We start from the raw sequence: 24,563 nt of genomic DNA, 5'->3' as shown, positions 1-24,563 counted from the left end.
TTTAAAGACCGAGCTATTGGTTATCTATCATCCAGACTGCGGCCTCTAAGCGCGAACTGACGTTGAGCTTTTTCAAAAGATTTTTGACATGGACTTTTACTGTCGAGTCTGTGATGCTCAATTCGTGAGCGATGAGCTTATTACTCATGCCTTTAGAGATGAGTGATAGAATTTCAAGTTCGCGACTGGTGAGCGTTTTGAGAGGGCTTTCTTGCGCAGGTTTTTTCGGTTTATTGCATGACTGAAGCAGTACTTTGGTCAGTCTGTCAGACAAGGCAAGTTGTCCTAGTACGGCTTGCTTTATGTTAGTCACAATGTCTTCTGGTTCCATGTCTTTCAGCAGATAACCATCCGCACCACTTGAAATTGCGTTAAGAACATCATCTTCATTGTCCGAAACGGTCAGCATCACAACACGTGAGGTGACGCCTTTTTCTCTCATTTGGCGAACAGTTTCTAATCCGTCTATTCCTTGCATGTTAAGATCGAGAATAATCAAGTCCGGATCATGCTCTACGGCACCTTCAATTGCATCAGTCCCGTTGCTGTATTCACAAATCACTTGCAAACCTTCTTCCAAGGCAATCAGTTGTCGCAACCCACTGCGAAATAGCGGGTGATCGTCGACCAACATTATCGTTGCTTCTTCTGAGCTCACCGTTAACTCCTTTAACGCTTCCATGTGTTTATTACTTTATCATCATGATTTAGGGACACTAAATCTACAATTATTTTTAGCTTCGGAAAAATTCTCTTACTTCTTGCGGTTAATTGGGGGTAAAGCGCAGTAAAAGTAGCCCTTCAAGCACTGCAGCAGTGCAAGCGAGCAAAGCAAGGGACTTCCAAAATAAAATGGGGTTGCGCTTTAATAAAGGTTTGTTGTCGACACCGTTTAATAGTTGGGTATTTGGCGTGAAAAGATCAGCAATAAAATCACCAAGAGCCTGATACCGATTGGTTGGGATCTCAGCGGTCGCCTTTTTAAACGCGAGATCTACCCATAGCGGAATATCTTCCCGATACTCTTTTATCGAGTGGTAATCCCACCTTACGTGCCGAGCCTGCTGCAGTGTTTGCTGTGAATGTTCCTTATATGGCAGATGAGCGGTGAGCATTTCGTAGCCGATAATGCCGATAGAAAAGAGATCAGAGAGTGTACTCGCTTCCCCAGTATTGATGTACTCGGGAGCCGTATAGTTGACCGATCCAAGCGGAAACGACGTGGCTTCTTCTTGTTGTATCTCGCGCAGGCCCTTTGCCTCAACCGTACCAAAATCGATGATCTTTACCTCACGATTTGGTGTGATCATGATATTTTCGGGTTTCAAATCGCGATGCACCATATCCGCACGTTGGAAAACCCGAACTGCTTTTACGATGCCATCCAGTATTTCACGCACTGAATCCAAAGGTGGGTTAGGGTGGTCATGCATCCATTGGCGCAGCGTTATTCCCTCAATGTACTCGCAAACCTGATAGATGAATTTTGAATGAACGGGCCTTGGATACATTTTCATTACTCGGCGACTGTCCAACTGAGTCGAGAACCATTGCTCGTTGGCAAATCGTTTTAATGTCTCCGGATCGTCACTGTAATTGAGTGAGGGCGCTTTGATAATAACATTGCCACCTTTTTGTCGATCAAAAGCGAGATAGACGTGGCTGCGTGGGCCTTCGTAGAGGGTATCTAATATTTCAAAATGATCCAGGCTTTGACCCTGGTGTAATGCTGGTGGAATGTTGTTCGCGAGCAAGGCTGTTTGGTATTCAGTCAAGTTGAAGCTGGGTAATTCTTTTACGTTCAATACGGTACAGCTTACATTGTCAGTGCTTCCTTTGAATAAAGCGTTGTTACATAAAGCCTGTGAAAGGGCTTCAGAGGAGTCTGCGCTGCTAATTTGTTGTTTGATTTCCTCATGAGTTAAGGTCTCATGCACCCCATCTGTGGTTAAAACGATGGTGTCGTTTTCTTTGAGCGCTAATGTGAGAAAGTCGATTTCGACTTTTTCATCCATACCAAGGGCTCGAGTCAGATAACTTTGGTGGCCGAAATTAGTGCGTTGATGATCCCGGGTTAGAAGAGTCAGTGTGTCATCGCGATAGAGATACACTCTGCTATCACCAACGTGAAAAATGTATCCAGTATTGGATTTAATCACAATGGCACTAAAAGTCGTCACCATGCCATTATGGTAAAGTTGATCTTTGCCCTGACTATAGAGCCAACTATTTAAACTGGTGAGTAATTCAATCGCAGAACGTTTAATGCTCCAGCTTGAGGGCGTCGCATAGTAATCGGTAACAAATTGAGTGGTGGCGGTCTGGCTGGCTTGTTGTGCCTGATTACTGCAACTCACGCCATCAGCAATACAAGCCACAACCCCTTTGTGAATCAACTCATCACGAGTCGTTGGATACTTGACGATAAAGGCGTCTTGATTTTCGTCTCGTTTACCCATCAAAGAGCATCCGGAAAATTCGATATGTTGTATTTCTTGAGCTGACTTTTCCTGAACTAACATTGATACCTTCCTTGCCGCACTTTCCCACAATAAAAAGAAACAAGAACAAAAGCCCAACCAAAACTGGTCGAGCTCTTGAACGATATTGAGGCATTACTTAATTTGGTGATTCTTTGCATATATAAATCAGTAAAGCTCAATATCTCCCGATAAACCTCTAATACTGATGCAATTTAGTGAGACACATCAATCAGAGTGACGCTACCATCTTCGTTAACCTCTGCAATTTTTCCTGATGGCTCTTCCATAAACATCAGAGCAGCAAACCCGATCACTGCAGTACCAGCAATCACGAAGAAGAAGGTTTGGTATGAGACAAACGACAAGATGGTCAGATAAGTCACCGCACCAACATTGCCGTACGCGCCTGTCATACCTGCGATTTGCCCTGTCATTCGACGCTTGATAAGTGGAACCGTTGCAAATACCGCGCCTTCACCTGCCTGCACAAAGAATGAACAAGACATTGCAGCAGCCACAGCTAACCAAACTGGCCAGCTTTCATTGACTTGTCCCATCAGGAAATAACCTACGGCAAGGCCTGCTGTCAGAATTAGTAGTGTCAGTTTACGACCAAACTTATCTGAGATTAGACCACCACCCGGACGCGACATCAGGTTCATAAATGCGTAAGCGGATGCCACCATGCCTGCCACGACCGGTGATAGTTCAAAGGTTTCAGAAAAGAAAAGTGGCAACATGGAGATCACGGCTAGTTCTGAGCCAAATGTTGCAAAGTACAGGACGTTTAGAACCGCTACTTGCTTGAACTTGTACTGATGAATAGGTTCAACGGGCTTTTTGAAAATCGATTTGTTGACCTTCCAAACCTGATTAGCGTCGATGACGTAAAGCAACGCGAGGCCCGCGTAAATCGCGTTTACCACACCTTGTTCAAGCATATTGATATTGCTTGGTGACAACTTCCACGCCAGTAGTGCGAGTACAGCGTACATTGGTACTTTCATCGCTAAAAGAAAGAAGAAATCGCCTTTTGATGTCACTTCCATTGCTGACAAGTGTTTAGGTCGGAAGTAAGTTGCGCCCTTTGGTGTGTCAGATACGTTCTTGTAAAACACAACAGAGAACAGAAGGCTCATTACACCCGTCAAAGCGATCGCATAGCGCCAGCCGTCCTCGCCACCAAAGACTAATGCTAGAGTTGGTAGTGTAAATGCGGCTGCTGCAGAGCCAAAGTTACCCCAACCACCATAAATGCCTTCCGCGGTTCCGAGTTGATTATGCGGAAACCATTCAGAAACAAGACGAATACCGATAACGAAACCTGCACCAATAAAGCCAAGCAGGAATCGTGCAATGGCTGCTTGTATAAACGAATCTGCAAAGGCGAACATGAAACATGGGATGGAGCAGATAGCCAGCAGTGCTGAATACACAATTCGCGGACCAAATCGATCGGTAAACATGCCGATAAGTACCCGCGCTGGGATAGTCAGTGCAACGTTTAGAATCAACAAGGTTTTAATTTCCTGGCTTGAAAGGCCAAGTGATTCTTTGACCATTTGTAGCAACGGTGCAAAGTTAAACCAAACAACAAAGGTAATAAAAAATGCCATCCAGCTTAAATGGAGGATCTTCATTTTTCCACTAAAAGAAAAGAGGGTGAATTTTGAGCTTTCCATGTTCAATAATCCTTATAAGATTCATTTCGAAGGCATTGCCTTGATTGTGTTGTTAAGGCAATGCCACAGTTTTTGGCGTTTGCTTCTCGTTACTGTCTCAGTTCGATCATGCCGTTGTTATTTCGGACTTCATAAATCGGCACGTTATACTCTGGGTTTTCGATGCATTTGCCTGTTTCCAGACAAAAATGTTGTTTGTATAAAGGCGAGGCAACACACAATATCTCTCCCACACAACCAAGAATCCCTCTCGATAAAATATTGGCTTTACCAATAGGGTCAAAGTTAGAAATGGCGTGCAAAGAGTTAGTGCGCTGGCTGAAAAACACCGCGATTTGTTTATCATCTACTTTGGCGCAAACTCCGGTGTTGGGTGCGATGGCAGTTGATTCACAGATTGATATCCAGTTACTCATATCGATTCTCCTAAAATTAAATATCTAGATTGGTATCAGCTAACTTCGACCACTTCGATAGCAAGCTCGTCTGCTGTGTTTTTCGGAAATTTCTGTTCTCTGACAGTAACGAACTGAAGTGATTCATCACGATCAGGGCTGTTAATAAAATGGCTGAATCGACGCAGTTTCTCTGGAGATTCCAAGGTGGTTTTCCATTCGCACTGGTAATTTGCCAGGCTGTCTTGCATCGATTTTTCCAGCTCATCTGCTAACCCAAGTTTGTCGTCAATCACCACTTCTTTGAGATAGTCAATGCCGCCTTCGAGGTTCTCAAGCCAGACGGAAGTGCGCTGCAGTCTGTCTGCGGTGCGGATGTAGAACATCAGAACGCGATCGACATACTTAATTAACGTTTCGTCGTCCAGGTCTGTGGCCAGTAAATCGGCATGGCGAGGGCGCATACCGCCGTTACCACAGACATAGAGGTTCCATCCTTTGTCTGTCGCTATCACACCGATATCTTTTGACTGGGCTTCAGCACATTCACGGGTACAGCCAGATACAGCAAATTTGAGCTTGTGAGGGGAGCGAAGGCCTTTGTAACGATTTTCCAAATCGATAGCGAAACCGACACTATTGCCAACGCCGTAACGACACCAAGTGCTGCCTACGCAGGATTTTACGGTACGAACGGATTTACCGTAGGCGTGGCCAGTCTCAAAGCCTGCATCAACGAGTCGTTTCCAGATTAAAGGTAAGTCATTGAGCTGTGCACCAAACAGGTCGATTCGCTGGCCACCAGTGACTTTGGTATAAAGGTCGAAATCACGAGCGACTTCGCCAATTACAATGAGTTTTTCAGGGGTAATTTCACCACCTGCGACTCTTGGGACGACAGAGTAGGTACCATCTTTTTGCATGTTACCAAGATAAATATCGTTGGTATCCTGAAGCTCAATATGATCATCGTGCAAGATATAGTCGTTCCAGTAGGAAGCTAAGATAGAACCTGCGGTAGGTTTACAGACTTCGCAGCCGAGTCCTTGACCGTATTGCTCTAACAGCTCTTCGAACGTTTTGATTTTGTTTACACGAATAAGATCACTGAGTTCCTGACGAGAATAAGCAAAATGCTCACAAACATGGTTGTTCACTTCCACGCCTAGCTTTTCTAATTCGCTGTCGAGTACTTGTTTTGCCAGTGCACTACAACCGCCACAACCTGTTGACGCGTTAGTCGTCTCTTTTAGCGCCGCCATTGTTGTGCAGCCAGCAGCTACAGCTTGTTTAATCGAGCCTTTGGTCACATCGAAACATGAACAGATAACAGCACTGTCAGGCAGAGCGTCAATACCCAGACCAGCAGATTCATCTTCAGCCACGTTAGGCAGAATTAACACGGATGGGTTCTCTGGTAATGGAAGATCGTTCTGGCGAATCTGTAACAGATTTCCGTAGGCAGTCGCATCACCGACTAAGACGGCGCCAACAATTTTCTTTTTATCTTCAGAGACGATCAGGCGTTTGTAAACTTGTTCAATTTCATCTTTGTATGTGTAAGACAGCGCACCTGCAGTCTGGCCATGGACGTCACCAATACTCGCCACATCGACACCCATTAATTTCAATTTGGTGCTCATATCTGCGCCCATAAATTGGGCTGCTTCATCAGTGCTAAGGATATGTTGAGCTGCAACCTTCGCCATTTGGTAGCCTGGCGCTACCAGGCCAAAAATACGTTGCTCCCACAATGCACATTCACCAATCGCATAGATATCGTCGTAGTTAGTTTGACAGTGATTGTTAATCACAATGCCGCCACGCTCACCAATCTCTATGGAGCTATTACGAGCTAACTCGTCTTGTGGGCGAATACCTGCCGAAAAGACGATCATGTCGGTATCAATATGAGTGCCGTCGGAAAAATTCATTCTGTAACGGCATTCGTTACCATCAATAATTTCTGTAGTCGCTTTTTCTGTATGAACGGTAACACCCAGAGCTTCAATTTTACGGCGAAGTAAATCACCACCGTCCTGGTCAAGCTGAACAGCCATTAGACGTGGGGCAAACTCAACAACATGCGTTTTTAGCCCTAGGTTTTTGATGGCATTCGCTGCTTCCAGACCCAGAAGGCCACCACCAATCACCACACCAACTTTGCTTTCTTTACTTGAGCGTTCGATTTCGTCCAGATCTTCGATGGTTCTGTAGACATGGCAGAACTCTTTTTCATTACCAGGAATTGGTGGCACAAACGGGTACGAACCTGTCGCAAGCACCAATTTGTCATAATTTTCTACACGGCCTGAAGAAGTGACAATCTGTTTGTCGTCTGGATTTACTTGACTCACTTTCTCATTCAGCAGGTATTTAATGCCGTTTGACTGGTAGTAACCTTCGCTGGTTAACGACAGATCATCGACTGTTTTGCCTGTAAAGTATGAGGTCAATTGAACACGGTCATAAGCCAGACGTGGCTCTTCAGAAAATGTCACGACTTCAATGTTGTTCTGTTCAGACTGGATCAACGTGTCTATAAATTTATGGCCAACCATTCCGTTACCGACCACAATGATTTTTTGCTTACTCATAATCTCATTCCCTTAGTGATTCTGACTTTTCATGGCCGTGTAATTAGGCGCTTCTACGTAAACTTGATTCGGAAAGAACTTCCATATTCTTGTTATTAAGTTGTTGTAACCAATGCATTTGGCTTGATACGGTGACAACGTCACCTATTACAATTAAGGCCGGAGACTTTATTGAATGACGCGTTATCAATTCGGATAGCTCGGATAACTCGCCTATGATCGTTCTTTGTTGTGGCGTACAGCCGTTTTCAATAATCGCGACTGGTTTGTCGGCGTTCATACCTGAGCTGGTTAGTTGCTGCTGTATGAGTGGCGCTTTGGTCAGGCCCATATAAATGACCAACGTTTGGTTGAGTTGGGCTAGCGCAGACCAGTTAATTTCAAGCTTCTTATCCGCGTGAGCGGTGATGAATGTACAACCCTGCGCTAAGCCTCGGTGGGTTAGGGGGATGTTGGAGTAAGTTGAACATCCTGAAGCGGCGGTAATGCCCGGAACTACGTTGACACTAATTCCCAGTTTGGTGAGAAATAGCATTTCTTCTCCGCCACGCCCAAACACGAACGAGTCTCCGCCTTTTACACGGCATACGTTATTTGCATCGAGCGCAAAATTAGCGATTAACTGGTTGATTTCTTCCTGTTTATAGCTATGGCAGCCTTTTGCTTTTCCGACATAAACAAGCTTGCAATGGGAAGGGAACAGAGCACGTATATCCTCACTTACTAGGTTGTCGTACACGATGACATCTGCATGCTCAATCGCCTTAAGCGCCTTAACGGTAAGTAAGTCTGGATCACCTGGCCCAGCGCCTACTAAGGATACATTTCCAATAACTGAATGTTCTGTATTCATCATCATTGCCTCGAATGTGATTTTGCTAGTTGTTAGCCACAAAGCAATATGAATGCCAGTATGATTTATTTTTGTTGAAATTAATTAAAAGTAACTAAAATACAATAGGTTATTAGTTTTTAGTTTGTGTTGGGTGTTGGCGTAAAGTAAAGAGAGGTGATTACCAAAAGTGGTAGACGAAGGTGGTAAATGGTCAAGGTTGCATCAAAATAGGTAAATATACATAAAAGGTGGTAGTTTTAAGGGGAATTGCCATCTACCACTTTAGGGTTAGGTGGTAAATTAAGATTATGAAATAAAACAATAAAAAATTGAAAATTATAAATTAGTGGTATTTGGAATGGATTTTGCTCCTAGGTTCCTAAAAGGAAATTTGGAGACTAGTGGGTATGAGCGAAGGATGGATTAAATCAACGTGTGCTTATTGTGGCGTCGGGTGCGGTATTGAAGCCAGACCTATGTCTAATGGACTGCTAGAAGTCCGTGGCGATAAGGAGCACCCCTCGAATTACGGAAAATTATGTACTAAAGGCATTGCTTTGGGCGACACCGTCATTCATGACGGCCGCTTACTGGCTCCCAAACTGAAAACAAAAGCGGGTGATTGGTGTGATACAGAGTGGGACGAGGCTCTTTCCCGCGTAGCAAAAGGTTTCTCGGATACGATAGAACAATTTGGTCCGGATTCTGTGGCGTTCTATGTTTCTGGACAACTGTTAACAGAAGACTATTACGTCGCGAATAAACTCATAAAAGGTTTTCTTGGTACCGCGAATATCGACAGTAATTCTCGCTTGTGCATGGCGTCTACGGTTGTCGGACACAAGCGTGCTTTCGGAATGGATACCGTTCCCGTTTGCTATGAGGATCTTGAGAAAACTGACTTGGTTATCTTGGTTGGCTCTAACCTGGCCTGGTGTCATCCGGTACTATTTCAACGGTTGAGAGCCGCTAAACAGACCAACTCCAATCTAAAAGTGATAGTCATCGACCCACGCCGTAATGAATCCTGCGAGATTGCAGACCTACATCTAGCGATTAATCCTGGCTCAGACGTCGCGCTTTTTAATGGTTTATTGGTGCACCTTGGTGAGCATAATCTAGTTGATCACGCTTTTATTAGCGCAGCGACAAACGGTTTTAGTGAGGCATACCAGTCTGCACTAAACGGCTCCGAGGTAAGCGAGGTGACGGGCATTGATTTGGCTTCGCTTCAGGAATTCTATGAATGCTTTTCCCAAACAGAAAAAGTCATCACGATTTACTCGCAAGGGGTGAACCAGTCCTCTCAGGGATCCGACAAAGTAAACAGCATCATAAATTGCCACTTAGCGACGGGAAAGATTGGGAAAGAAGGCGCTGGCCCTTTTTCTGTTACCGGACAACCCAATGCGATGGGAGGTCGCGAGGTTGGTGCTCTGGCGAATACGCTGACCGCGCACATGGAATTTCATCCTGATGATATTGACCGTGTTGAAGATTTTTGGCAAACCGACACATTAGCGAAAAAACCAGGCCTAAAAGCCATTGATATGTTTGATGCTATTCATCGTGGTGAAATTAAAGCGGTGTGGATCATGGCGACAAACCCGGTTGTGAGCCTTCCTGATAGCGACAAAATTAAACAAGCTTTGGAAAACTGTCCTTTGGTGGTGGTTTCGGATTGTGTTGAGAACACGGCGACGACGCCTTACGCTGATATCCTGCTACCTGCGCAAGGTTGGAGTGAAAAATCGGGCACTGTGACCAACTCCGAACGTCGAATCTCGCGACAACGCCGACTGTTAGCCAGTCCAGGAATGGCCAAACCGGACTGGTGGATTATCTCTCAAGTCGCACAACGAATTGGCTTTAAAGAAGCGTTTGATTACTTACATGAAGGAGAAATCTTCCGCGAGTATGCTCAACTTACGGCCTTAGGTAACGCAGACCACGGAAGTAAAAAGGCTAGACAACGAGACCTCAATTTAGCTGGCCTTGTTGAGATTACTGATTCCGAATACAACTCGCTCACTCCCCAGCAGTGGCCGGTAGAACATCAACAACATCAGGTGGTGAATCAGAGAATGTTTGCCGATCAACGATTTTTTACCGAGAATCATCGTGCTAACTTTATCGCGGTAAAACATACAGCGCCGCAAGCATCAACAACGAAAGTGTACCCGTTAGTTTTGAATACGGGTCGGAGTCGGGATCAATGGCACACCATGACTCGTACAGGGTTATCGAGTCGTTTAGCTGAGCATGCAAGTGAACCTTACGTTTTGATCCATCCTCAAACAGCGATGCAGTATGGTCTTTCTAATCACGAAATGGTGGTTGTGTTCAATAACAACGGAGAGTGTGTTGTTAAGGTTGTTACCAGTGACACTATGAAGCCAGGCGAGCTGTTTGTTCCTATTCACTGGAATGAAATTACAGGCCCGTTAAGTAAGCCTTGCGCTCTGGTTGATTCGCGAACGGATACTTTGTCTGGTCAACCTGAGTTTAAATACACCCCTGTAGATATAAAGCCTTATGACTATCAGACCAGTGCTACCGTATTGGTCAAAGACGCTATTTTAATAGGTGTTGTTGGATACGTCGCCAGACAAAAAGTAGATGGCGGCTATTTATATCGTATTCGTTCACCGATGGAGATTAATGAGCTACAGATGAAAATTGAACGACTATTACCGAGTTCGTCATCTGCTGATAAGCTCATTTGCCGCGATGATTCATCCATAAAAGGAATGGCGGCAGTCGTCGAAAACAAAGTTACCTCGTTATATAAACTGACGAAAGATGAGCCAAGCGATCAGGAAGTTCAGGCGTTGAGTGCGTTGTTCAACAGCAGCGCTGACGAGGGTTCTTCTCTGCATGCTTTATTGGGGAATTAGCGCACCCATAGGAACACCAAGAGTAACAGTCGTCTTCTGTTACTCTTTTCTTTTTCCAACCTGTTCAGTCATTCAATCACGACAAACAAATCTTGTACTAAAACAAACAATGTCAGTTGTTTGTTTTTTCTTACATACAGAAAGTTATACGTAAGTTATTGAAATATTGTATTTTTGATGGTTGGTATACATTTCGCAACAACGGTCATGAGTCTAAATTAAAAAGGAGATAGACCATGGCAATTCGTCAATGTGCAATTTACGGTAAAGGTGGTATCGGTAAATCGACTACAACTCAAAACTTAGTAGCGGCGCTTGCTGAAGCAGGGAAGAAAGTCATGATCATTGGCTGTGACCCTAAAGCCGACTCAACCCGATTGATTCTACACTCCAAAGCACAGAATACCATCATGGAGATGGCGGCTGAAGCGGGGACGGTTGAAGACATCGAACTAGAAGATGTACTTAAAATCGGTTACGGCGATGTTCGTTGTGTTGAGTCAGGCGGTCCAGAGCCAGGTGTTGGCTGTGCGGGTCGCGGTGTTATCACGGCCATCAACTTTTTGGAAGAAGAAGGAGCCTACGAGGACGACTTGGACTTCGTATTCTACGACGTACTGGGTGACGTTGTATGTGGTGGTTTTGCGATGCCAATTCGTGAAAACAAAGCAGAAGAAATCTACATCGTTGTTTCAGGCGAAATGATGGCGATGTACGCCGCGAACAACATTTCTAAAGGTATCTGTAAATATGCGACGTCAGGTAATGTTCGTCTTGCGGGCTTAATCTGTAACTCTCGTAACACTGACCGTGAAGATGAGTTAATCATGGCTCTGGCAGCTAAGATCGGTACTCAAATGATTCACTTCGTTCCTCGTGACAACATCGTACAACGTGCAGAGATTCGTCGTATGACCGTTATCGAATACGATCCTAAATGTAACCAAGCGGACGAATACCGCACTCTTGCTAAGAAAGTTATCGAGAACCAAAAATTCGTTATCCCTGAGCCATGCACCATGGATGAGCTTGAAGATCTGCTTATGGAATTCGGCATCATGGAAGTCGAAGATGAATCAATCATCGGTAAGACGGCTGATGAGGAAGAGGCTGCTTAATTAAACGTTAAGACTCTAGAGCGTTACATTGAATCCTAATGGATAAGGACAAATTATGACGATGAATAAAGAGCAAACTCAGGCGCTTATCGATGAAGTGCTGGAGGTGTATCCGGAAGTCGCCAGAGCTGACCGTAAAAAGCATGTCGCGGTTAACGACAGCTCGGCAGACAGCAGTAAATGCATTACTTCAAACCGTAAGACCTTACCTGGTGTTATGACAGTACGTGGTTGTGCGTATGCTGGCTCCAAAGGTGTGGTTTGGGGACCGATCAAAGATATGATTCATATCTCGCATGGTCCTGTTGGTTGTGGTCAATATTCACGAGCTGGTCGCCGAAACTATTACTCGGGTACGACAGGTGTCGATAGTTTTGGCACGTTAAACTTCACCACAGACTTTCAAGAGCGCGATATTGTCTTTGGCGGCGATAAAAAATTGGCTTCCGCGATTGATGAAATCGAGACACTTTTCCCGCTGGTTAAAGGCATCAGTATTCAATCTGAATGCCCGGTTGGTCTTATTGGTGACGATATCGAAGCAGTAGCCAAAACGAAATCGCAAGAGATAGGCAAGACAATCGTTCCGGTTCGCTGTGAAGGTTTCCGAGGTGTTTCCCAGTCACTTGGTCACCATATCGCGAATGATACGTTGCGTGATTATGTTCTCGACGGTTCGGCTGATAAAGAGTTTGAATCGACCGACTACGACGTCGCGATTATTGGTGACTACAACATCGGTGGGGACGCCTGGTCATCTCGCATCATCCTGGAAGACATGGGGCTTCGAGTTGTTGCTCAGTGGTCTGGCGACGGTACGTTACCAGAGCTAGAAAATACGCCAAAAGTAAAACTCAACTTAGTGCACTGTTACCGTTCTATGAACTATATCGTTCGTTACATGGAAGAAAAACACGGCATTCCTTGGATTGAGTACAACTTATTTGGCCCGACCAAGATTGAAGAATCCATGCGCAAGATTGCAGCGTTGTTTGATGAAAAAATCCAGCAACAAACCGAAGAAGTTATTGCCCGTTACCGAGAACAATGGAACGCAGTAATTGAGAAGTATCGCCCTCGTCTTGAAGGCAAACAAGTGATGCTTTACGTCGGTGGTCTGCGACCTCGTCATATTATCGGAGCCTATGAAGATTTGGGTATGGAAATCGTCGGTGCAGGTTATGAGTTTGCGCACAACGATGACTACGTCAAAACCACACCGGAAATGAAAGACGCCACCTTATTGTTCGATGACGCGAGTTCTTATGAGCTTGAAGAGTATGTGAAACGTTTGAAACCTGATCTCATCGGCTCGGGTATCAAAGAGAAGTACATATTCCAGAAAATGGGCTTCCCATTCCGTCAGATGCACAGCTGGGACTACTCAGGTCCTTACCACGGCGTGGATGGTTTCGCGATCTTTGCTCGCGATATGGATATGACAATCAATAACCCTTGTTGGAGCAACCTAACCGCTCCTTGGAAAAGCCAAGATGCTGTTGAGTTAGCGAAAACAGCTTAAAGCACTTAACGCTAATGTGGGAAGGGATTTCCAATTGTATTAACCGAACCGGCGTTCACAGATTAGTGGCACGGTAGGAGAGAAACTATGACTCAGAATATTGAAGAGATCAAAGCGGGTTATTCACTGTTTCAAGAGCCAGAATACCAAGAGTTGCTCGCGAATAAACGCAGTCACTTTGAGGAAGCTGTTGAAGCAAACAAAGTGAAAGAAGTGTTTGAATGGACCACGACGAAGGAATACCAAGAGCTCAACTTTAATCGTAAACACATTACCATCGACCCAGCGAAAGCGTGTCAGCCCCTTGGTTCTGTATTGTGTGCACTCGGCTTTGAAAAAACGTTGCCTTATGTCCACGGTTCACAAGGTTGCGTGGCGTATTTTAGAACGTATTTTAACCGTCATTTTAAAGAACCTGTTGCCTGTGTGTCTGACTCGATGACGGAAGATGCAGCCGTATTTGGTGGCCAAAACAACATGTTTTATGGTCTGCAAAATGCTTATGCCCTGTATAAACCAGAGATGATTGCGGTATCGACCACATGTATGGCTGAGGTTATTGGTGATGACTTAAATGCCTTTATTGGTAATGCGAAAGAGGGCGGTTACCTACCTGCTTCTGTGCCGACACCATTTGCTCATACACCAAGTTTCGTCGGCAGCCACACCAATGGTTGGGATGGAATGTTAGAGGGGGTATTACGTTACTTTACTGTGAACAGCGGCGAAACCTATACACCAGGTTCAACCAACGCTCTCAATATTGTCCCTGGCTTTGAAACCTATTTAGGTAATTACCGCGTTATTCACCGTATGTTGGGTGAGATGGGTGTCGATTATCAGATGCTTTCTGATCCGTCAGAGGTTTTAGACACCCCGGCAGATGGTGAATATCGCATGTACGCGGGTGGTACCAAAGTCGATGAAGTTAAGCGCGCGCCTAACGCAAAAGCCACGCTGCTTCTCACTCCAACACAGTTACCAAAAACGAAAAAATTTGTCGAAACGACCTGGAAACAAGATGTGCCAGCGCTGGATATTCCGATGGGCTTAGAGTGGACAGACAATTTCTTAATGAAAGTTTCTGAGCTAACTGGACAACCGATCCCTGAGTCATTGAGTACAGAGCGAGGCCGTTTGGTCGACATGATGACCGACTCTCATACCTGGTTACATGGTGTCAAAGTGTCGCTTTATGGTGATCCGGATTACTTGTCTGGTATGTGTAAGTTCTTGATGGAACTTGGCTGTGAAATCAAACATGTACTGTGTCACAACGGTAATAAACGCTGGCGCAAAGCACTGGAGTCTATGTTGGCAGACAGCCCTTACGGTCAGGGAGCAGAAATTCTAGTGGGCAAAGATCTTTGGCATCTGCGTTCACTGATGTTTACCGATAAGCCAGATCTGCTAATTGGCAACTCTTACGGTAAGTTCATTGAGCGCGATACCAAAGCGAAAGGTGAAGAGTTCCAAGTTCCTTTGGTTCGCATTGGATTCCCAATCTTCGACCGTCATCACCTCCATCGCAGCACAACGCTTGGGTATGAAGGTGCGATGTACATCCTGACGACACTGGTTAATGAAGTACTAGCCAAACTTGACCGTGACACCATGACGCTTGGTAAAACCGACCTTGGTTTTGATTTGGTTCGCTAAATCATAAGCCATAAAGGATTGGATACAGAGGGCTGGTACTAGGGGGCTCCATGTGGATAGCATTAAACCACAACAGGTTAGCACGCTTTAGTTCAGCCCTTTCTCATTGAATAAAGGAGAAGAGCATGGCCAACGTAATGATTCAATACAATGAGGTTGGAGAACTTAGCCTTTACCTCGCTAAGAAAGACCTTGAAGAAAACATTACTCACTTTGAATTTGACGAAGACAATAAATGGGGTGGAGAGGTTCATCTATCGAGTGGCGCGGTGTATTACATCGAACCCATGAACAAGCCAAAGTTACCGATCACCGTAAGAGCTAAGCGACTTCAGGCTGCTTAGAGGAGGACAGGTTATGAACGAAGAAATTACCCCTTCGGTTGCACTGCGTATCGCGCTAGCGGCGAAATCACTTCCTAACATTGACGTTAGTGGTTTACTAGGGTTACTGGTGCAGCATGTGAGTGCGCCATTAACTGAAACAGAACTGATGCGAATTTCTCCCAAAGCGTTCCGTCTTTTAATTCTCTCTCTGGATGGAGAACAAACGCGTAAAGACATCAGTCACGCTTATACGATACTGACTAGTACAGAAATTGGTGACGTTGAACCACCTCGGGTGACGCCTTCTGTGTCTTTGGACGGTCCCAAACTGACTGTCGCATTAACCTCTAATCAGGGTGAAATGGTAAACGGGCATTACGGATCGTGCCTGCGTATTCTTATTTACGAAGTAAACGAGACAGAATTTCAGCTTATTCAAGTCAGTGAAGTGAACCGAGAGTGGCAAGGCGAGGAGCGTGCTCTGCATTTAGTAGAGCTGATTAAAGGATGCCAGATACTGTTTACTTTGTCGATTGGCGGCCCTGCAGCGGCACGCGTGACCAGAGCTAACGTCCACCCAATTAAACGCCCGCAAGCTGTTGAGGCAAAAACCGTGATGGAAGAGTTGCAGGTTATGCTGGCAAATACGCCACCTCCCTGGATTCAGAAACTGCTTGGTACTTATGTTCCTCAGCATCACGGGGAACCCGCTTATGAATAACGTAAACGCTTTCCACGAGCCATTCCCGCTCACGGCTAATCTGCTGGAACAACTGGGTATGGAAATAGATAAGCTGATTGCGCAAGGCGTAAATGAGCAAACACGGCTCACTGAACGTTACCCTAACGTGAGAATTACGTTGTGTAGCGAAGACGAGATGGGATGTCGTGAACCCTATCAGAGTTACGGCCATTACGATCTTTATTTGTACGCACAACAAGCGTCGGGATGTTTGACGCTGACACATTACCCGGAAGCGAGCTCCGGTTTGGTTGTCGCTCTCCACGAATAGCGGCGCGTTTTTTGTCGGCTTTACGACAATGTCAGCTTTTATCTTTGTTGGTATCTTTATTAATCAATAGGTTATAGGTGGAATGGCGCTTGCAGCTAACAAAGTGTTTGGTATCTCAACTTTAACTGTTGCAACTCAAGGAGAGACGCATGAAGCGATCGGAGATCAAGTTACTGCAAGATGAACCCGCCTGTGAGCACAACAGCGGAGAAAAAAGTGGTTGTAGCCGACCAAAACCTGGGGCGACGGCTGGTGGCTGTTGTTTTGATGGCGCTCAGATAAGTTTATTACCCATAGCGGATGTGGGGCACATTGTGCATGGTCCGATTGGCTGTGCGGGAAACAGCTGGAACAACCGCGGGACTCGAGCTCTGGGCAGTAATCTGTTTCGATATGGATTCACCACGGACCTCAATGAGCAGGACGTTATCATGGGGCGAGCGGAGAAACGTCTGCTACACGCGATAAAACAGCTGATTAAACAACATCAACCACCTGCGGTTTTTGTTTATATGACCTGCGTACCTGCCCTCGAAGGGAATGACATTGAAGCCATCTGTTCTCTTGCCACAGAGCGTTGGAACATCCCTGTGATTCCTGTCGATGCGGCTGGCTTTTATGGTAATAAAAACCTGGGTAACCGAATCGCCGGTAATGTGATGGTTGAACACGTCGTGGGCAGCGCCGAGCCTCCAGCGAAACCAAAAATGCTTCACGACTCAACTCGGCTAGTACACGATATCGTTCTTATTGGTGAATACAACATTGCCGGAGAGTTTTGGCATGTATCGCCATTATTTGAGCGTTTAGGGTTAAGAGTGTTGTGCTGTATGGCGGGTGACACTCAGTTCCACCAAATACAAACTATGCATCGTGCAGACGCTGCCATGGTCGTTTGTGCCCGAGCACAAGTGAATGTTGCACGAAAACTAGAAGAAAAATGGGGTATACCTTGGTTTGAAGGAAGCTTTTACGGTGTCGAAGATACATCGAATTCACTACGAGAATTTGCCCGTTTACTTGGTGACCCCAAACTGAGCGAAGAAGTAGAAGCGTTGATTGCAGAAGAAGAAAGTCGCATTCGCTCGGCTTTGGTACCCTACGCAGAAAAGTTGCGTGGTAAGCGAGCGCTGCTTTATACCGGAGGCGTTAAGTCCTGGTCAGTCGTGAGCGCCCTACAAGAGCTTGGCATTGAGTGTGTCGCTACCGGTACCCGTAAATCCACACAATCAGATAAAAATAAAATTCTGGAGATAATGGGCAAAGACGCTCTCATGCTGGATGAAGGTGGCGCCAGGTTGTTGCTCGATACTTATCATCAACATCACGCTGATGTCATGATTGCTGGTGGCCGAAATATGTACACCGCATTAAAAGCGAAGCTGCCTTTTTTAGATATTAACCAAGAGCGGGAACATGCCTATGCTGGTTACGAGGGCATGCTTACGTTAGCAAAAGAGCTATGTAGAACAATAGAAGCGCCCATCTGGCAAACCGTTCAAAGTCAGGCTCCCTGGATCGTCGAAGACACAACATTCACTTCTGCCATCATTGAAAAAGGAGCCTGATATGGTTACTCCAATCAAACAAAATTCACCACTGGTTACCCAGCCGTTAAAAACGAGCCCGGCAACGGGAGCTACGTTGGCGACCCTTGGTTTTGCTGGCTCCATACCTTTGATGCACGGCTCTCAAGGTTGTAGTGCGTTCACTAAAGTTTACCTTATCCAACATTTGAGGGAGCCGATTCCATTGCAGAACACGGCAATTGACCAAGTTTCTGCAGTTATGGGCGGAGAGGGTAATGTAAGCGAAGCACTACAAGTATTATGTGAAAAACACGCGCCAGAATTGATCGTACTTATGAGCACGGGTTTAACTGAAATGCAGGGGGCTGACCTGTATCACAGCATTACTGAATTCACTCTCAAGCACCCGCAATATTCGGATACGAGAATTGTTCCTGTTCTGACGCCGGATTTTGTCGGTTCCATGCAAACTGGATACGCGCATACGGTTCGTAGTGTGGTGAAGCAATTGGTTAAAGGGCCGACAGGTCGAGACAAACAGCGCAAACAAGTGAATATCCTTTGTTCTATAGGAATGACTTCTGCGGATATTGAAACGATTAAACGCTACGTGGAAGCATTCGAATTGGACTCTGTCATTGTGCCTGACTTATCGCTTTCGTTAGACGGTCATTTAGGTCGAGAGGATTTTAGCGCGACCAGTACTGGAGGTACTTCGGTCCTTGAAGTTGAGTTGATGGCTGACAGCGCTATCACGTTGGTATTCGGCGAATCTCTCGATGAGGTAGCAAGGTGGCTTAAAGTGAGGTTCGGTATTCGCTATCACCAATTTGGGATGGCAATGAACCTGGACGTAATCGACCAATTTATCATGACGTTATCGGAGATAAGTGGTCGCGCTGTGCCCGGCTGGATAACACGTGAGCGTCAACGACTGCAGGATGCATTACTCGATGTTCATTTTTTGCTCAGTGGCGAGCAATACACCATCGCACTTGAACCCGACTTGGCGAGTGGTTACGTTGACCTAATCACCATGGCAGGTGGTACCGTTAGTCAGGTCGTCACGACGTTAGATGTCCCGGGTTTGCAAGACATGCAAGCACAAGAAGTAATTGTTGGTGACTTATCGTGCATCGATCTGTCCAACCCGGAGTTAACCTTAGTGATTGGTAACAGCCATTGTGCCAACGTATGTGAGCCGGTTGTCCCTGTTATGCGGGTCGGCTATCCATGTTTTGACCAGTTCGGAAATATGGAGCTCAAACAAACAGGCTATGAAGGTGCTCGTCAACGACTGTTCGCACTTGCCAACTTGTTGCTTCGCAACCACAAAGACGAGGTAACACCCCACGTAAGCTACTATCGTTTTGGTGCAAATGACGTGTTACCAACAACGGAGGGGTTATGAAGTCGACAAAAAGAAGGCTATATCTTCCACCGGAGCCAACTCAGGAAAAACTGCGCGTTAAAATTGCTTTTACTACGTCAGATAGACAAACGGTTGACCAACACTTTGGTTCTGCGAAAGGTGTATTGATTTACGGTATCTACCACACCGAGTGGCACCTGATGGAAGCCATTGAGTACCGAACTAGCGGCCCTGCACACGATAAGTTACCCAGTCGTATCGAAGATTTATCGGGGTGCGCAGCAATATTCTGTAATGCGTGCGGTGCTTCGGCGATACGACAATTGTTGGAGTGTGATATCCAGCCAGTCAAAGTAAATGAGAAATGCGACATTCACTTTTTATTGAATGAAGTCCTGTCTGAGTTAGACAGCGCTCACACAGGATGGCTTTCCAGAGCGCTAAAGAAAAATAAGCAGCCCGACACCTCAGGCACCGAAAAGAGGCTCACTCAGCTAATGGATGAAGAATGGTAATTGTAAAACAAGGATGGTTAATATGACGACGCAACTCAGTTATACCCGAGGTGGTGAACCGTGGGCACCTCAATTTATCGAGGCGATTGATGAACAAAAATGTATAGGGTGTGGCCGCTGCTTTAAAGTGTGCTCCCGAAATGTCTTCGACTTAATTGAGAAGGAGGCCACGGATGATGATGATGACTATTATGATGAAGACGAAATCATGATGGTGATGACTCTGAAAGACCAAATGGACTGTATCGGATGTATGTCCTGCGCCAAAGTTTGTCCTAAAAACTGTCAGACGTTCACCGCACCCTCTGCATAAATAACAAAAGGATGAGTTCTCATCCTTTTTTAGTCAGTCCTTTTTATCCCCTTAATGTTTCTTAGCTGACAATTTGTTTTGTTATAAACCCTACAAACGGTATGACAATTTTGTCGTTCTTATTCCAATGTCACATCAAGAGCATTTTTTACTTCTTAAAAATCATATGGTTGTGCCTTTTCGTGATCTTGGTCGGGTTATTGCAACGGTAACAATATCGAAAGAACCGAAAGATATTCAACCAAGGAGTGGCTATGTGGGATTACTCGGAAAAGGTGAAGGAACACTTCTTTCATCCAAAAAACGCAAAATTAGTTAGTGACGCTAATGCACGTGGGGATGTTGGTTCAATCAGTTGCGGAGACGCATTGAGTTTAACGCTTAAAGTTGAACCTGACACTGAAGTGATCTTAGACGCTGGTTTTCAAACCTTCGGGTGTGGAAGCGCGATTGCGTCGTCATCAGCACTGACAGAGATGATCATCGGTAAATCACTTGATGAGGCCATGAGCATTACAAATAACGACATCGCGGAATATCTTGATGGTCTACCGCCAGAAAAAATGCATTGTTCTGTAATGGGGATGGAAGCATTACATGCGGCAGTCGCTAACTATCGTGGTGAAACGTTAGAAGATGACCATGAAGAAGGTGAGTTAATCTGCAAGTGCTTTGCTATTGATGACTTGATGATAAAACGCGTGGTCGCAGCCAATAAACTCACCACACTTGAAGAAGTGATCAACTACACCAAGGCGGGCGGAGCATGCACCTCTTGCCATGAAAAAATTGAGTGGGTATTAGAAGATTGCCTTAAAGAAATGGCAGAACAAGGTTTGATTACTGATGTATCCAAAAAACTCGATGAGCCGGAAACTGAGATCGTCGCCATTGTTGAGTCCATCATTGAACAAGTTCGTCCTTCGGTGCAAGCCGATGGTGGTGACATTAGCCTGGTCGATATTGAAGACAATATCATTTTTGTTGAAATGAGCGGCGCATGTGTTGGATGTGGCTTATCTGGCCTGACGATGGCGAACTTGGAACAAAAAATCACTCAAGCCTTGGGTGACGCTTTTACGGTATTCCCAGTTCAACAAAACGCATCGAACACGATTAAAAAGGAAGGCTCTTATGACGTATAACGCTAAATTAAGCAGTGATAAGCTGGTTTACCTTGATAACAATGCGACAACCCGTATTGACCCTAAAGCGCTCGAAGTGATGTTACCGTATCTCGATACTTTTTATGGCAATCCTTCTTCGATTCATCGTCTTGGAGCCGCCGTCGGTCATGCGATGGAGACAGCACGCGAACAAGTTCAGCAGTTAATTGGTGCGGAACACGCAAGCGAAGTCATTTTCACTTCTTGTGCGACCGAAGCGACTTCTACGGCCATTCTATCTGCGGTTGAAGCCTACCCAGATAAGAAAGAGATCATTACCACACAAGTTGAGCATCCGGCGACGCTACAACTTTGTCAGACATTGGAGCGCAAAGGCTACACCGTTCACTGGATAGGTGTGGATAAAAAAGGTCGCCTCGACATGACTGCCCTCAAAGCGGCTTTAAGCCGCAATGTTGCGATACTTTCTATCATGTGGGCCAACAATGAAACCGGCACGATATTTCCTATTGAACAAGTCGCTCAACTGGCGAAATCATTTGGTGTGATTGTTCATGTAGACGCGGTCCAAATGGTAGGGAAATGCCCGGTAAATGTACAAACTTGCCCGATTGATATGTTGTCTATTTCGGGGCACAAGTTTCATGCGCCAAAAGGGATTGGGGCTTTATATGTAAAACGTGGCACTAAGTTCCGTCCGTTATTACGTGGTGGACACCAAGAGCGTGGAAGACGTGCTGGCACGGAAAACGCAGCATCTGTCATCGCAATGGGTAAGGCTGCTGAACTGGCATGTGTAGCACTTGAAACAGAAACACATCGAATTCAAATGCTTCGCGATCGGCTTGAACAAGGGCTACTTGCGCGAATTCCCAATTGCTTTGTGACGGGCTTTCCGAAACGTCGAGTTCCAAATACCACCAACATCGCTGTGGAGTATGTCGAAGGTGAGGCGCTTTTGTTGATGATGAATCAGGTTGGTATTGCCGCATCGTCGGGGTCCGCTTGTACCTCAGGATCACTAGAGCCGTCTCATGTGATGAAAGCGATGCAGATACCGTTTACTGCGGCCCACGGTACATTGCGATTTTCTCTGTCTCGATTTACGACCGATGAAGATATCGATCATGTGCTCGAACATTTGCCGCCGATCGTCGCACGATTGCGTGAAATGTCGCCGTATTGGAACTCAGAAACACAACAGGGTAGTGAGACGGAATTTATTCCAGTCTATGGCTAGGAGTGTCGCGATGGATAAGCAAGCGCAGCCGTTAAATGTCATTATCAATGACACAACATTACGTGATGGTGAACAGAGCCCCGGTGTGGGCTTTACCATCGACGAAAAGGTAAACATTGCTTTATTGCTCGAGTCTGCAGGCGTCAGTGAGCTTGAAGTCGGTATCCCGGCGATGGGTGAGCGGGAGCGTGAGGGTATTAAGGCTATCACCCATAGTCTCACACATTCCAAGACGATGGGGTGGTGTCGGATGTTAGCGGAAGATGTGGATTGTGCGGTTGATCTTGGACTGGATTGGCTTGATCTTTCGGTACCTGTATCGCACCAGCAAATCAAACATAAGCTGAATAAGACACTGGAGCAGGTGATAAGAGCTTGCGAATCCGTCATTCAACAGGCCATAGATAACGGTATGCAAGTCTGTGTGGGAATGGAGGACGCATCCCGCGCCGATCATGATGTGTTATGCCGGGTACTCGAAGTGGCGGAATCTTTTGGCGCGAGCCGGGTTCGCTTCGCTGACACACTCGGTATTCTCGATCCGTTTTCTACATACCAGACCATATCTGAATTACGAGCTCAAACGGGTCTTCAGATTGAGATGCATGCGCATAACGATTTGGGAATGGCGACCGCGAACTCTTTAGCGGCAATACGTGCGGGGGCGAACTCTATTAATACGACAGTGAATGGTTTGGGCGAGCGCGCAGGTAATGCCGCGCTGGAAGAGATAGCGGTTGCGCTGAAGGTGCTTAATCACGCTGAAACTGGTGTCGATTTACTAAAGCTTGAAGGTTTGTGTCGCTATGTTCAAGTCGCCTCTGGCCGTCCGCTGATGCCGCAAAAGGCGATCGTTGGGGACTGTGCTTTTACGCATGAATCGGGCATCCACGTCGATGGCTTACTCAAGGATATTAAGAACTATCAGGGTGTTGAGCCAAGTCTGGTAGGACGAGACCATCAAATGGTTCTGGGTAAGCACTCAGGTATGCAGGCCATTGAGTCAATCTATACAGCGATGGGGATCAGGCTGACTACAGCACAGTGTGAATTGATAAAAGCACAACTCGTCAATTGGGCTGAAACTTACAAATGTGTCCCGGATCCTCAGCAGTTGCGTAGTTTCACCTCAATGATTTTACACTCGGCTTAATCTCAAAACTTTCGGGAGAGAATGGTATGGATACCAGAGAGCAGCGTCGGATTATTGAAGATCTCGAACAGCTTGAGGGCGTGGAGGATTTCTTAGAATACTTCGCCATTGAATACGATAGCCAGATTGTACAGAGCAAGCACATTCCGCTGTTAAGGCTTTGTCGTCAGCTCTTAGACGCAAGGAAAGTGACAGACAACTACGATGATTACCGAAGTGCATTATCGATAGCCTATGGACAAATTACGCGCGGAAGGCTTCCTACGGTAAATCAAAGCGCTTGTGCGACATGTCAGTCAGATTGCGACCAAGCGGAGTAACCTTATGCAGGCAGAAATACCCCGTTTTGAATCGGGTGACGAAGTACGAGTAGTGAGAAATATTCGCAATGATGGCAGTTTTCAGGACAGAGACAAAGGAGACTTGCTCGTTGAAGCCGGAAGCGTCGGTATTGTTCGGAGTTACGGTTATTTTTTGCAGACACAGCTCATTTATCAAATTTTTATCGCAGCAGAAAGCAAAGTGGTTGGCGTGAGAGACAGTGAAGTTATTGACGCTACATTGCCTTGGGTTCCTTGCCTGTTTCGGTCTTTAGATAAAGCAAAATTGACTTGCAGTTTAGTCATGTTTGGCGAGCCACTTGCGTCCAAAGGTGACGTAATAGAAGTGCACCGAGCTTATCGAAATTTAGATGATGGGACCGTTAACTACGAAGTTAAGTTTGGAGAGCACACGATTACCTTAGATGCCACGCGATTAAGCCCAATAGAGGCATAGGAGTAACAGC

At 45.7% G+C, this 24,563-nt stretch carries 22 protein-coding genes; 16 read left to right on the top strand and 6 right to left on the bottom strand.

Annotated features, from left to right (window positions below; all coding sequences use genetic code 11):
• Nucleotides 1–13: 13 nt before the first annotated feature.
• The 6 genes from narL to cobA form a co-directional block, all read right to left on the bottom strand.
• On the bottom strand, nucleotides 14–658 hold the full coding sequence (narL, locus tag VER99_RS15680; RefSeq protein ID WP_024372591.1) for a two-component system response regulator NarL: 645 nt from the start codon (nucleotides 656–658) through the stop codon (nucleotides 14–16).
• Nucleotides 659–767: 109 nt separating this feature from the next.
• Nucleotides 768–2,522, bottom strand: coding sequence for a bifunctional protein-serine/threonine kinase/phosphatase (locus VER99_RS15675; protein WP_020333803.1), 1,755 nt, complete (start codon nucleotides 2,520–2,522; stop codon nucleotides 768–770).
• 173 nt (nucleotides 2,523–2,695) lie between these two features.
• Nucleotides 2,696–4,165: a NarK family nitrate/nitrite MFS transporter gene (locus VER99_RS15670; protein ID WP_020333804.1), complete on the bottom strand. Its 1,470-nt coding sequence runs from the start codon at nucleotides 4,163–4,165 to the stop codon at nucleotides 2,696–2,698.
• Between the two features lie 89 nt (nucleotides 4,166–4,254).
• On the bottom strand, nucleotides 4,255–4,581 hold the full coding sequence (nirD, locus tag VER99_RS15665) for a nitrite reductase small subunit NirD (RefSeq protein WP_014233998.1): 327 nt from the start codon (nucleotides 4,579–4,581) through the stop codon (nucleotides 4,255–4,257).
• 35 nt (nucleotides 4,582–4,616) lie between these two features.
• Complete coding sequence (nirB, locus tag VER99_RS15660; protein ID WP_020333805.1) at nucleotides 4,617–7,157, bottom strand: nitrite reductase large subunit NirB; 2,541 nt, start codon at nucleotides 7,155–7,157, stop codon at nucleotides 4,617–4,619.
• A gap of 43 nt (nucleotides 7,158–7,200) precedes the next feature.
• Nucleotides 7,201–8,010 (bottom strand): uroporphyrinogen-III C-methyltransferase, encoded by an 810-nt coding sequence (gene cobA, locus VER99_RS15655; protein WP_024372592.1) that lies wholly within the window; start codon nucleotides 8,008–8,010, stop codon nucleotides 7,201–7,203.
• A 389-nt stretch (nucleotides 8,011–8,399) separates the two neighbouring features.
• On the opposite strand from cobA, the gene VER99_RS15650 reads away from it, so the two are divergent.
• The 16 genes from VER99_RS15650 to VER99_RS15575 all read left to right on the top strand — a co-directional run bounded on the left by VER99_RS15650 (nucleotide 8,400) and on the right by VER99_RS15575 (nucleotide 24,553).
• A complete protein-coding gene (locus tag VER99_RS15650; RefSeq protein WP_020333807.1) occupies nucleotides 8,400–10,889 on the top strand; it encodes a molybdopterin oxidoreductase family protein in 2,490 nt (829 codons plus the stop codon).
• Nucleotides 10,890–11,125: 236 nt separating this feature from the next.
• Nucleotides 11,126–12,007, top strand: coding sequence for a nitrogenase iron protein (gene nifH / locus VER99_RS15645; protein WP_020333808.1), 882 nt, complete (start codon nucleotides 11,126–11,128; stop codon nucleotides 12,005–12,007).
• Nucleotides 12,008–12,062: 55 nt separating this feature from the next.
• Nucleotides 12,063–13,529: a nitrogenase molybdenum-iron protein alpha chain gene (gene nifD, locus VER99_RS15640; RefSeq protein ID WP_014234003.1), complete on the top strand. Its 1,467-nt coding sequence runs from the start codon at nucleotides 12,063–12,065 to the stop codon at nucleotides 13,527–13,529.
• An 87-nt stretch (nucleotides 13,530–13,616) separates the two neighbouring features.
• Nucleotides 13,617–15,188: a nitrogenase molybdenum-iron protein subunit beta gene (gene nifK, locus VER99_RS15635; protein WP_014234004.1), complete on the top strand. Its 1,572-nt coding sequence runs from the start codon at nucleotides 13,617–13,619 to the stop codon at nucleotides 15,186–15,188.
• A gap of 125 nt (nucleotides 15,189–15,313) precedes the next feature.
• Nucleotides 15,314–15,532, top strand: a complete 219-nt coding sequence (nifT, locus tag VER99_RS15630; RefSeq protein WP_020333810.1) for a putative nitrogen fixation protein NifT — start codon at nucleotides 15,314–15,316, stop codon at nucleotides 15,530–15,532.
• A gap of 13 nt (nucleotides 15,533–15,545) precedes the next feature.
• Nucleotides 15,546–16,235 carry a NifB/NifX family molybdenum-iron cluster-binding protein gene (locus VER99_RS15625; RefSeq protein ID WP_020333811.1) on the top strand — a complete coding sequence of 230 codons (690 nt, stop codon included), beginning with the start codon at nucleotides 15,546–15,548 and terminating at the stop codon, nucleotides 16,233–16,235.
• Entirely contained in the window at nucleotides 16,228–16,527 is a 300-nt protein-coding gene (locus VER99_RS15620) for a hypothetical protein (RefSeq protein ID WP_020333812.1), read from the top strand. The genes VER99_RS15625 and VER99_RS15620 overlap by 8 nt, the downstream gene beginning before the upstream one ends.
• Before the next feature lie 149 nt (nucleotides 16,528–16,676).
• Complete coding sequence (nifE, locus tag VER99_RS15615) at nucleotides 16,677–18,095, top strand: nitrogenase iron-molybdenum cofactor biosynthesis protein NifE (protein WP_020333813.1); 1,419 nt, start codon at nucleotides 16,677–16,679, stop codon at nucleotides 18,093–18,095.
• 1 nt (nucleotide 18,096) lies between these two features.
• On the top strand, nucleotides 18,097–19,467 hold the full coding sequence (gene nifN / locus VER99_RS15610) for a nitrogenase iron-molybdenum cofactor biosynthesis protein NifN (RefSeq protein WP_020333814.1): 1,371 nt from the start codon (nucleotides 18,097–18,099) through the stop codon (nucleotides 19,465–19,467).
• Nucleotides 19,464–19,943, top strand: coding sequence for a NifB/NifX family molybdenum-iron cluster-binding protein (locus VER99_RS15605; protein WP_014234009.1), 480 nt, complete (start codon nucleotides 19,464–19,466; stop codon nucleotides 19,941–19,943). The genes nifN and VER99_RS15605 overlap by 4 nt, the downstream gene beginning before the upstream one ends.
• Before the next feature lie 22 nt (nucleotides 19,944–19,965).
• On the top strand, nucleotides 19,966–20,256 hold the full coding sequence (fdxB, locus tag VER99_RS15600) for a ferredoxin III, nif-specific (RefSeq protein WP_014234010.1): 291 nt from the start codon (nucleotides 19,966–19,968) through the stop codon (nucleotides 20,254–20,256).
• Between the two features lie 254 nt (nucleotides 20,257–20,510).
• Nucleotides 20,511–21,401 carry a Fe-S cluster assembly protein NifU gene (gene nifU / locus VER99_RS15595; protein WP_020333815.1) on the top strand — a complete coding sequence of 297 codons (891 nt, stop codon included), beginning with the start codon at nucleotides 20,511–20,513 and terminating at the stop codon, nucleotides 21,399–21,401.
• On the top strand, nucleotides 21,391–22,623 hold the full coding sequence (gene nifS, locus VER99_RS15590; RefSeq protein ID WP_020333816.1) for a cysteine desulfurase NifS: 1,233 nt from the start codon (nucleotides 21,391–21,393) through the stop codon (nucleotides 22,621–22,623). Before nifU ends, nifS begins: the two co-directional genes overlap by 11 nt.
• Before the next feature lie 10 nt (nucleotides 22,624–22,633).
• On the top strand, nucleotides 22,634–23,776 hold the full coding sequence (gene nifV / locus VER99_RS15585; protein WP_020333817.1) for a homocitrate synthase: 1,143 nt from the start codon (nucleotides 22,634–22,636) through the stop codon (nucleotides 23,774–23,776).
• 26 nt (nucleotides 23,777–23,802) lie between these two features.
• Nucleotides 23,803–24,096, top strand: a complete 294-nt coding sequence (locus tag VER99_RS15580; protein WP_020333818.1) for a nitrogenase-stabilizing/protective protein NifW — start codon at nucleotides 23,803–23,805, stop codon at nucleotides 24,094–24,096.
• A gap of 4 nt (nucleotides 24,097–24,100) precedes the next feature.
• Complete coding sequence (locus VER99_RS15575) at nucleotides 24,101–24,553, top strand: nitrogen fixation protein NifZ (RefSeq protein ID WP_020333819.1); 453 nt, start codon at nucleotides 24,101–24,103, stop codon at nucleotides 24,551–24,553.
• Nucleotides 24,554–24,563 lie beyond the last annotated feature (10 nt).

It is taken from the genome of Vibrio natriegens NBRC 15636 = ATCC 14048 = DSM 759, from assembly GCF_035621455.1.
Classification (GTDB): Bacteria; Pseudomonadota; Gammaproteobacteria; order Enterobacterales; family Vibrionaceae; genus Vibrio; species Vibrio natriegens.
The sequence above is the reverse complement of the archived record's forward strand: the minus strand, read 5'-3'. Positions and strand labels throughout refer to the sequence as shown.

What these genes read in the sequence shown, in the direction of transcription:
- nifU (WP_020333815.1), top strand. Translation starts at nt 20,511, where the DNA reads ATGTGGGATTACTCGGAAAAGGTGAAGGAACACTTCTTTCATCCAAAA.
- VER99_RS15625 (WP_020333811.1), top strand. Translation starts at nt 15,546, where the DNA reads ATGAACGAAGAAATTACCCCTTCGGTTGCACTGCGTATCGCGCTAGCG.
- nifE (WP_020333813.1), top strand. Translation starts at nt 16,677, where the DNA reads ATGAAGCGATCGGAGATCAAGTTACTGCAAGATGAACCCGCCTGTGAG.
- nifH (WP_020333808.1), top strand. Translation starts at nt 11,126, where the DNA reads ATGGCAATTCGTCAATGTGCAATTTACGGTAAAGGTGGTATCGGTAAA.
- nifT (WP_020333810.1), top strand. Translation starts at nt 15,314, where the DNA reads ATGGCCAACGTAATGATTCAATACAATGAGGTTGGAGAACTTAGCCTT.
- VER99_RS15650 (WP_020333807.1), top strand. Translation starts at nt 8,400, where the DNA reads ATGAGCGAAGGATGGATTAAATCAACGTGTGCTTATTGTGGCGTCGGG.
- nirD (WP_014233998.1), bottom strand. Translation starts at nt 4,581, where the DNA reads ATGAGTAACTGGATATCAATCTGTGAATCAACTGCCATCGCACCCAAC.
- fdxB (WP_014234010.1), top strand. Translation starts at nt 19,966, where the DNA reads ATGACGACGCAACTCAGTTATACCCGAGGTGGTGAACCGTGGGCACCT.
- VER99_RS15620 (WP_020333812.1), top strand. Translation starts at nt 16,228, where the DNA reads ATGAATAACGTAAACGCTTTCCACGAGCCATTCCCGCTCACGGCTAAT.
- VER99_RS15605 (WP_014234009.1), top strand. Translation starts at nt 19,464, where the DNA reads ATGAAGTCGACAAAAAGAAGGCTATATCTTCCACCGGAGCCAACTCAG.
- nirB (WP_020333805.1), bottom strand. Translation starts at nt 7,157, where the DNA reads ATGAGTAAGCAAAAAATCATTGTGGTCGGTAACGGAATGGTTGGCCAT.
- VER99_RS15675 (WP_020333803.1), bottom strand. Translation starts at nt 2,522, where the DNA reads ATGTTAGTTCAGGAAAAGTCAGCTCAAGAAATACAACATATCGAATTT.
- VER99_RS15575 (WP_020333819.1), top strand. Translation starts at nt 24,101, where the DNA reads ATGCAGGCAGAAATACCCCGTTTTGAATCGGGTGACGAAGTACGAGTA.
- nifN (WP_020333814.1), top strand. Translation starts at nt 18,097, where the DNA reads ATGGTTACTCCAATCAAACAAAATTCACCACTGGTTACCCAGCCGTTA.
- nifD (WP_014234003.1), top strand. Translation starts at nt 12,063, where the DNA reads ATGACGATGAATAAAGAGCAAACTCAGGCGCTTATCGATGAAGTGCTG.
- nifS (WP_020333816.1), top strand. Translation starts at nt 21,391, where the DNA reads ATGACGTATAACGCTAAATTAAGCAGTGATAAGCTGGTTTACCTTGAT.
- cobA (WP_024372592.1), bottom strand. Translation starts at nt 8,010, where the DNA reads ATGAATACAGAACATTCAGTTATTGGAAATGTATCCTTAGTAGGCGCT.
- VER99_RS15580 (WP_020333818.1), top strand. Translation starts at nt 23,803, where the DNA reads ATGGATACCAGAGAGCAGCGTCGGATTATTGAAGATCTCGAACAGCTT.
- VER99_RS15670 (WP_020333804.1), bottom strand. Translation starts at nt 4,165, where the DNA reads ATGGAAAGCTCAAAATTCACCCTCTTTTCTTTTAGTGGAAAAATGAAG.
- nifK (WP_014234004.1), top strand. Translation starts at nt 13,617, where the DNA reads ATGACTCAGAATATTGAAGAGATCAAAGCGGGTTATTCACTGTTTCAA.
- nifV (WP_020333817.1), top strand. Translation starts at nt 22,634, where the DNA reads ATGGATAAGCAAGCGCAGCCGTTAAATGTCATTATCAATGACACAACA.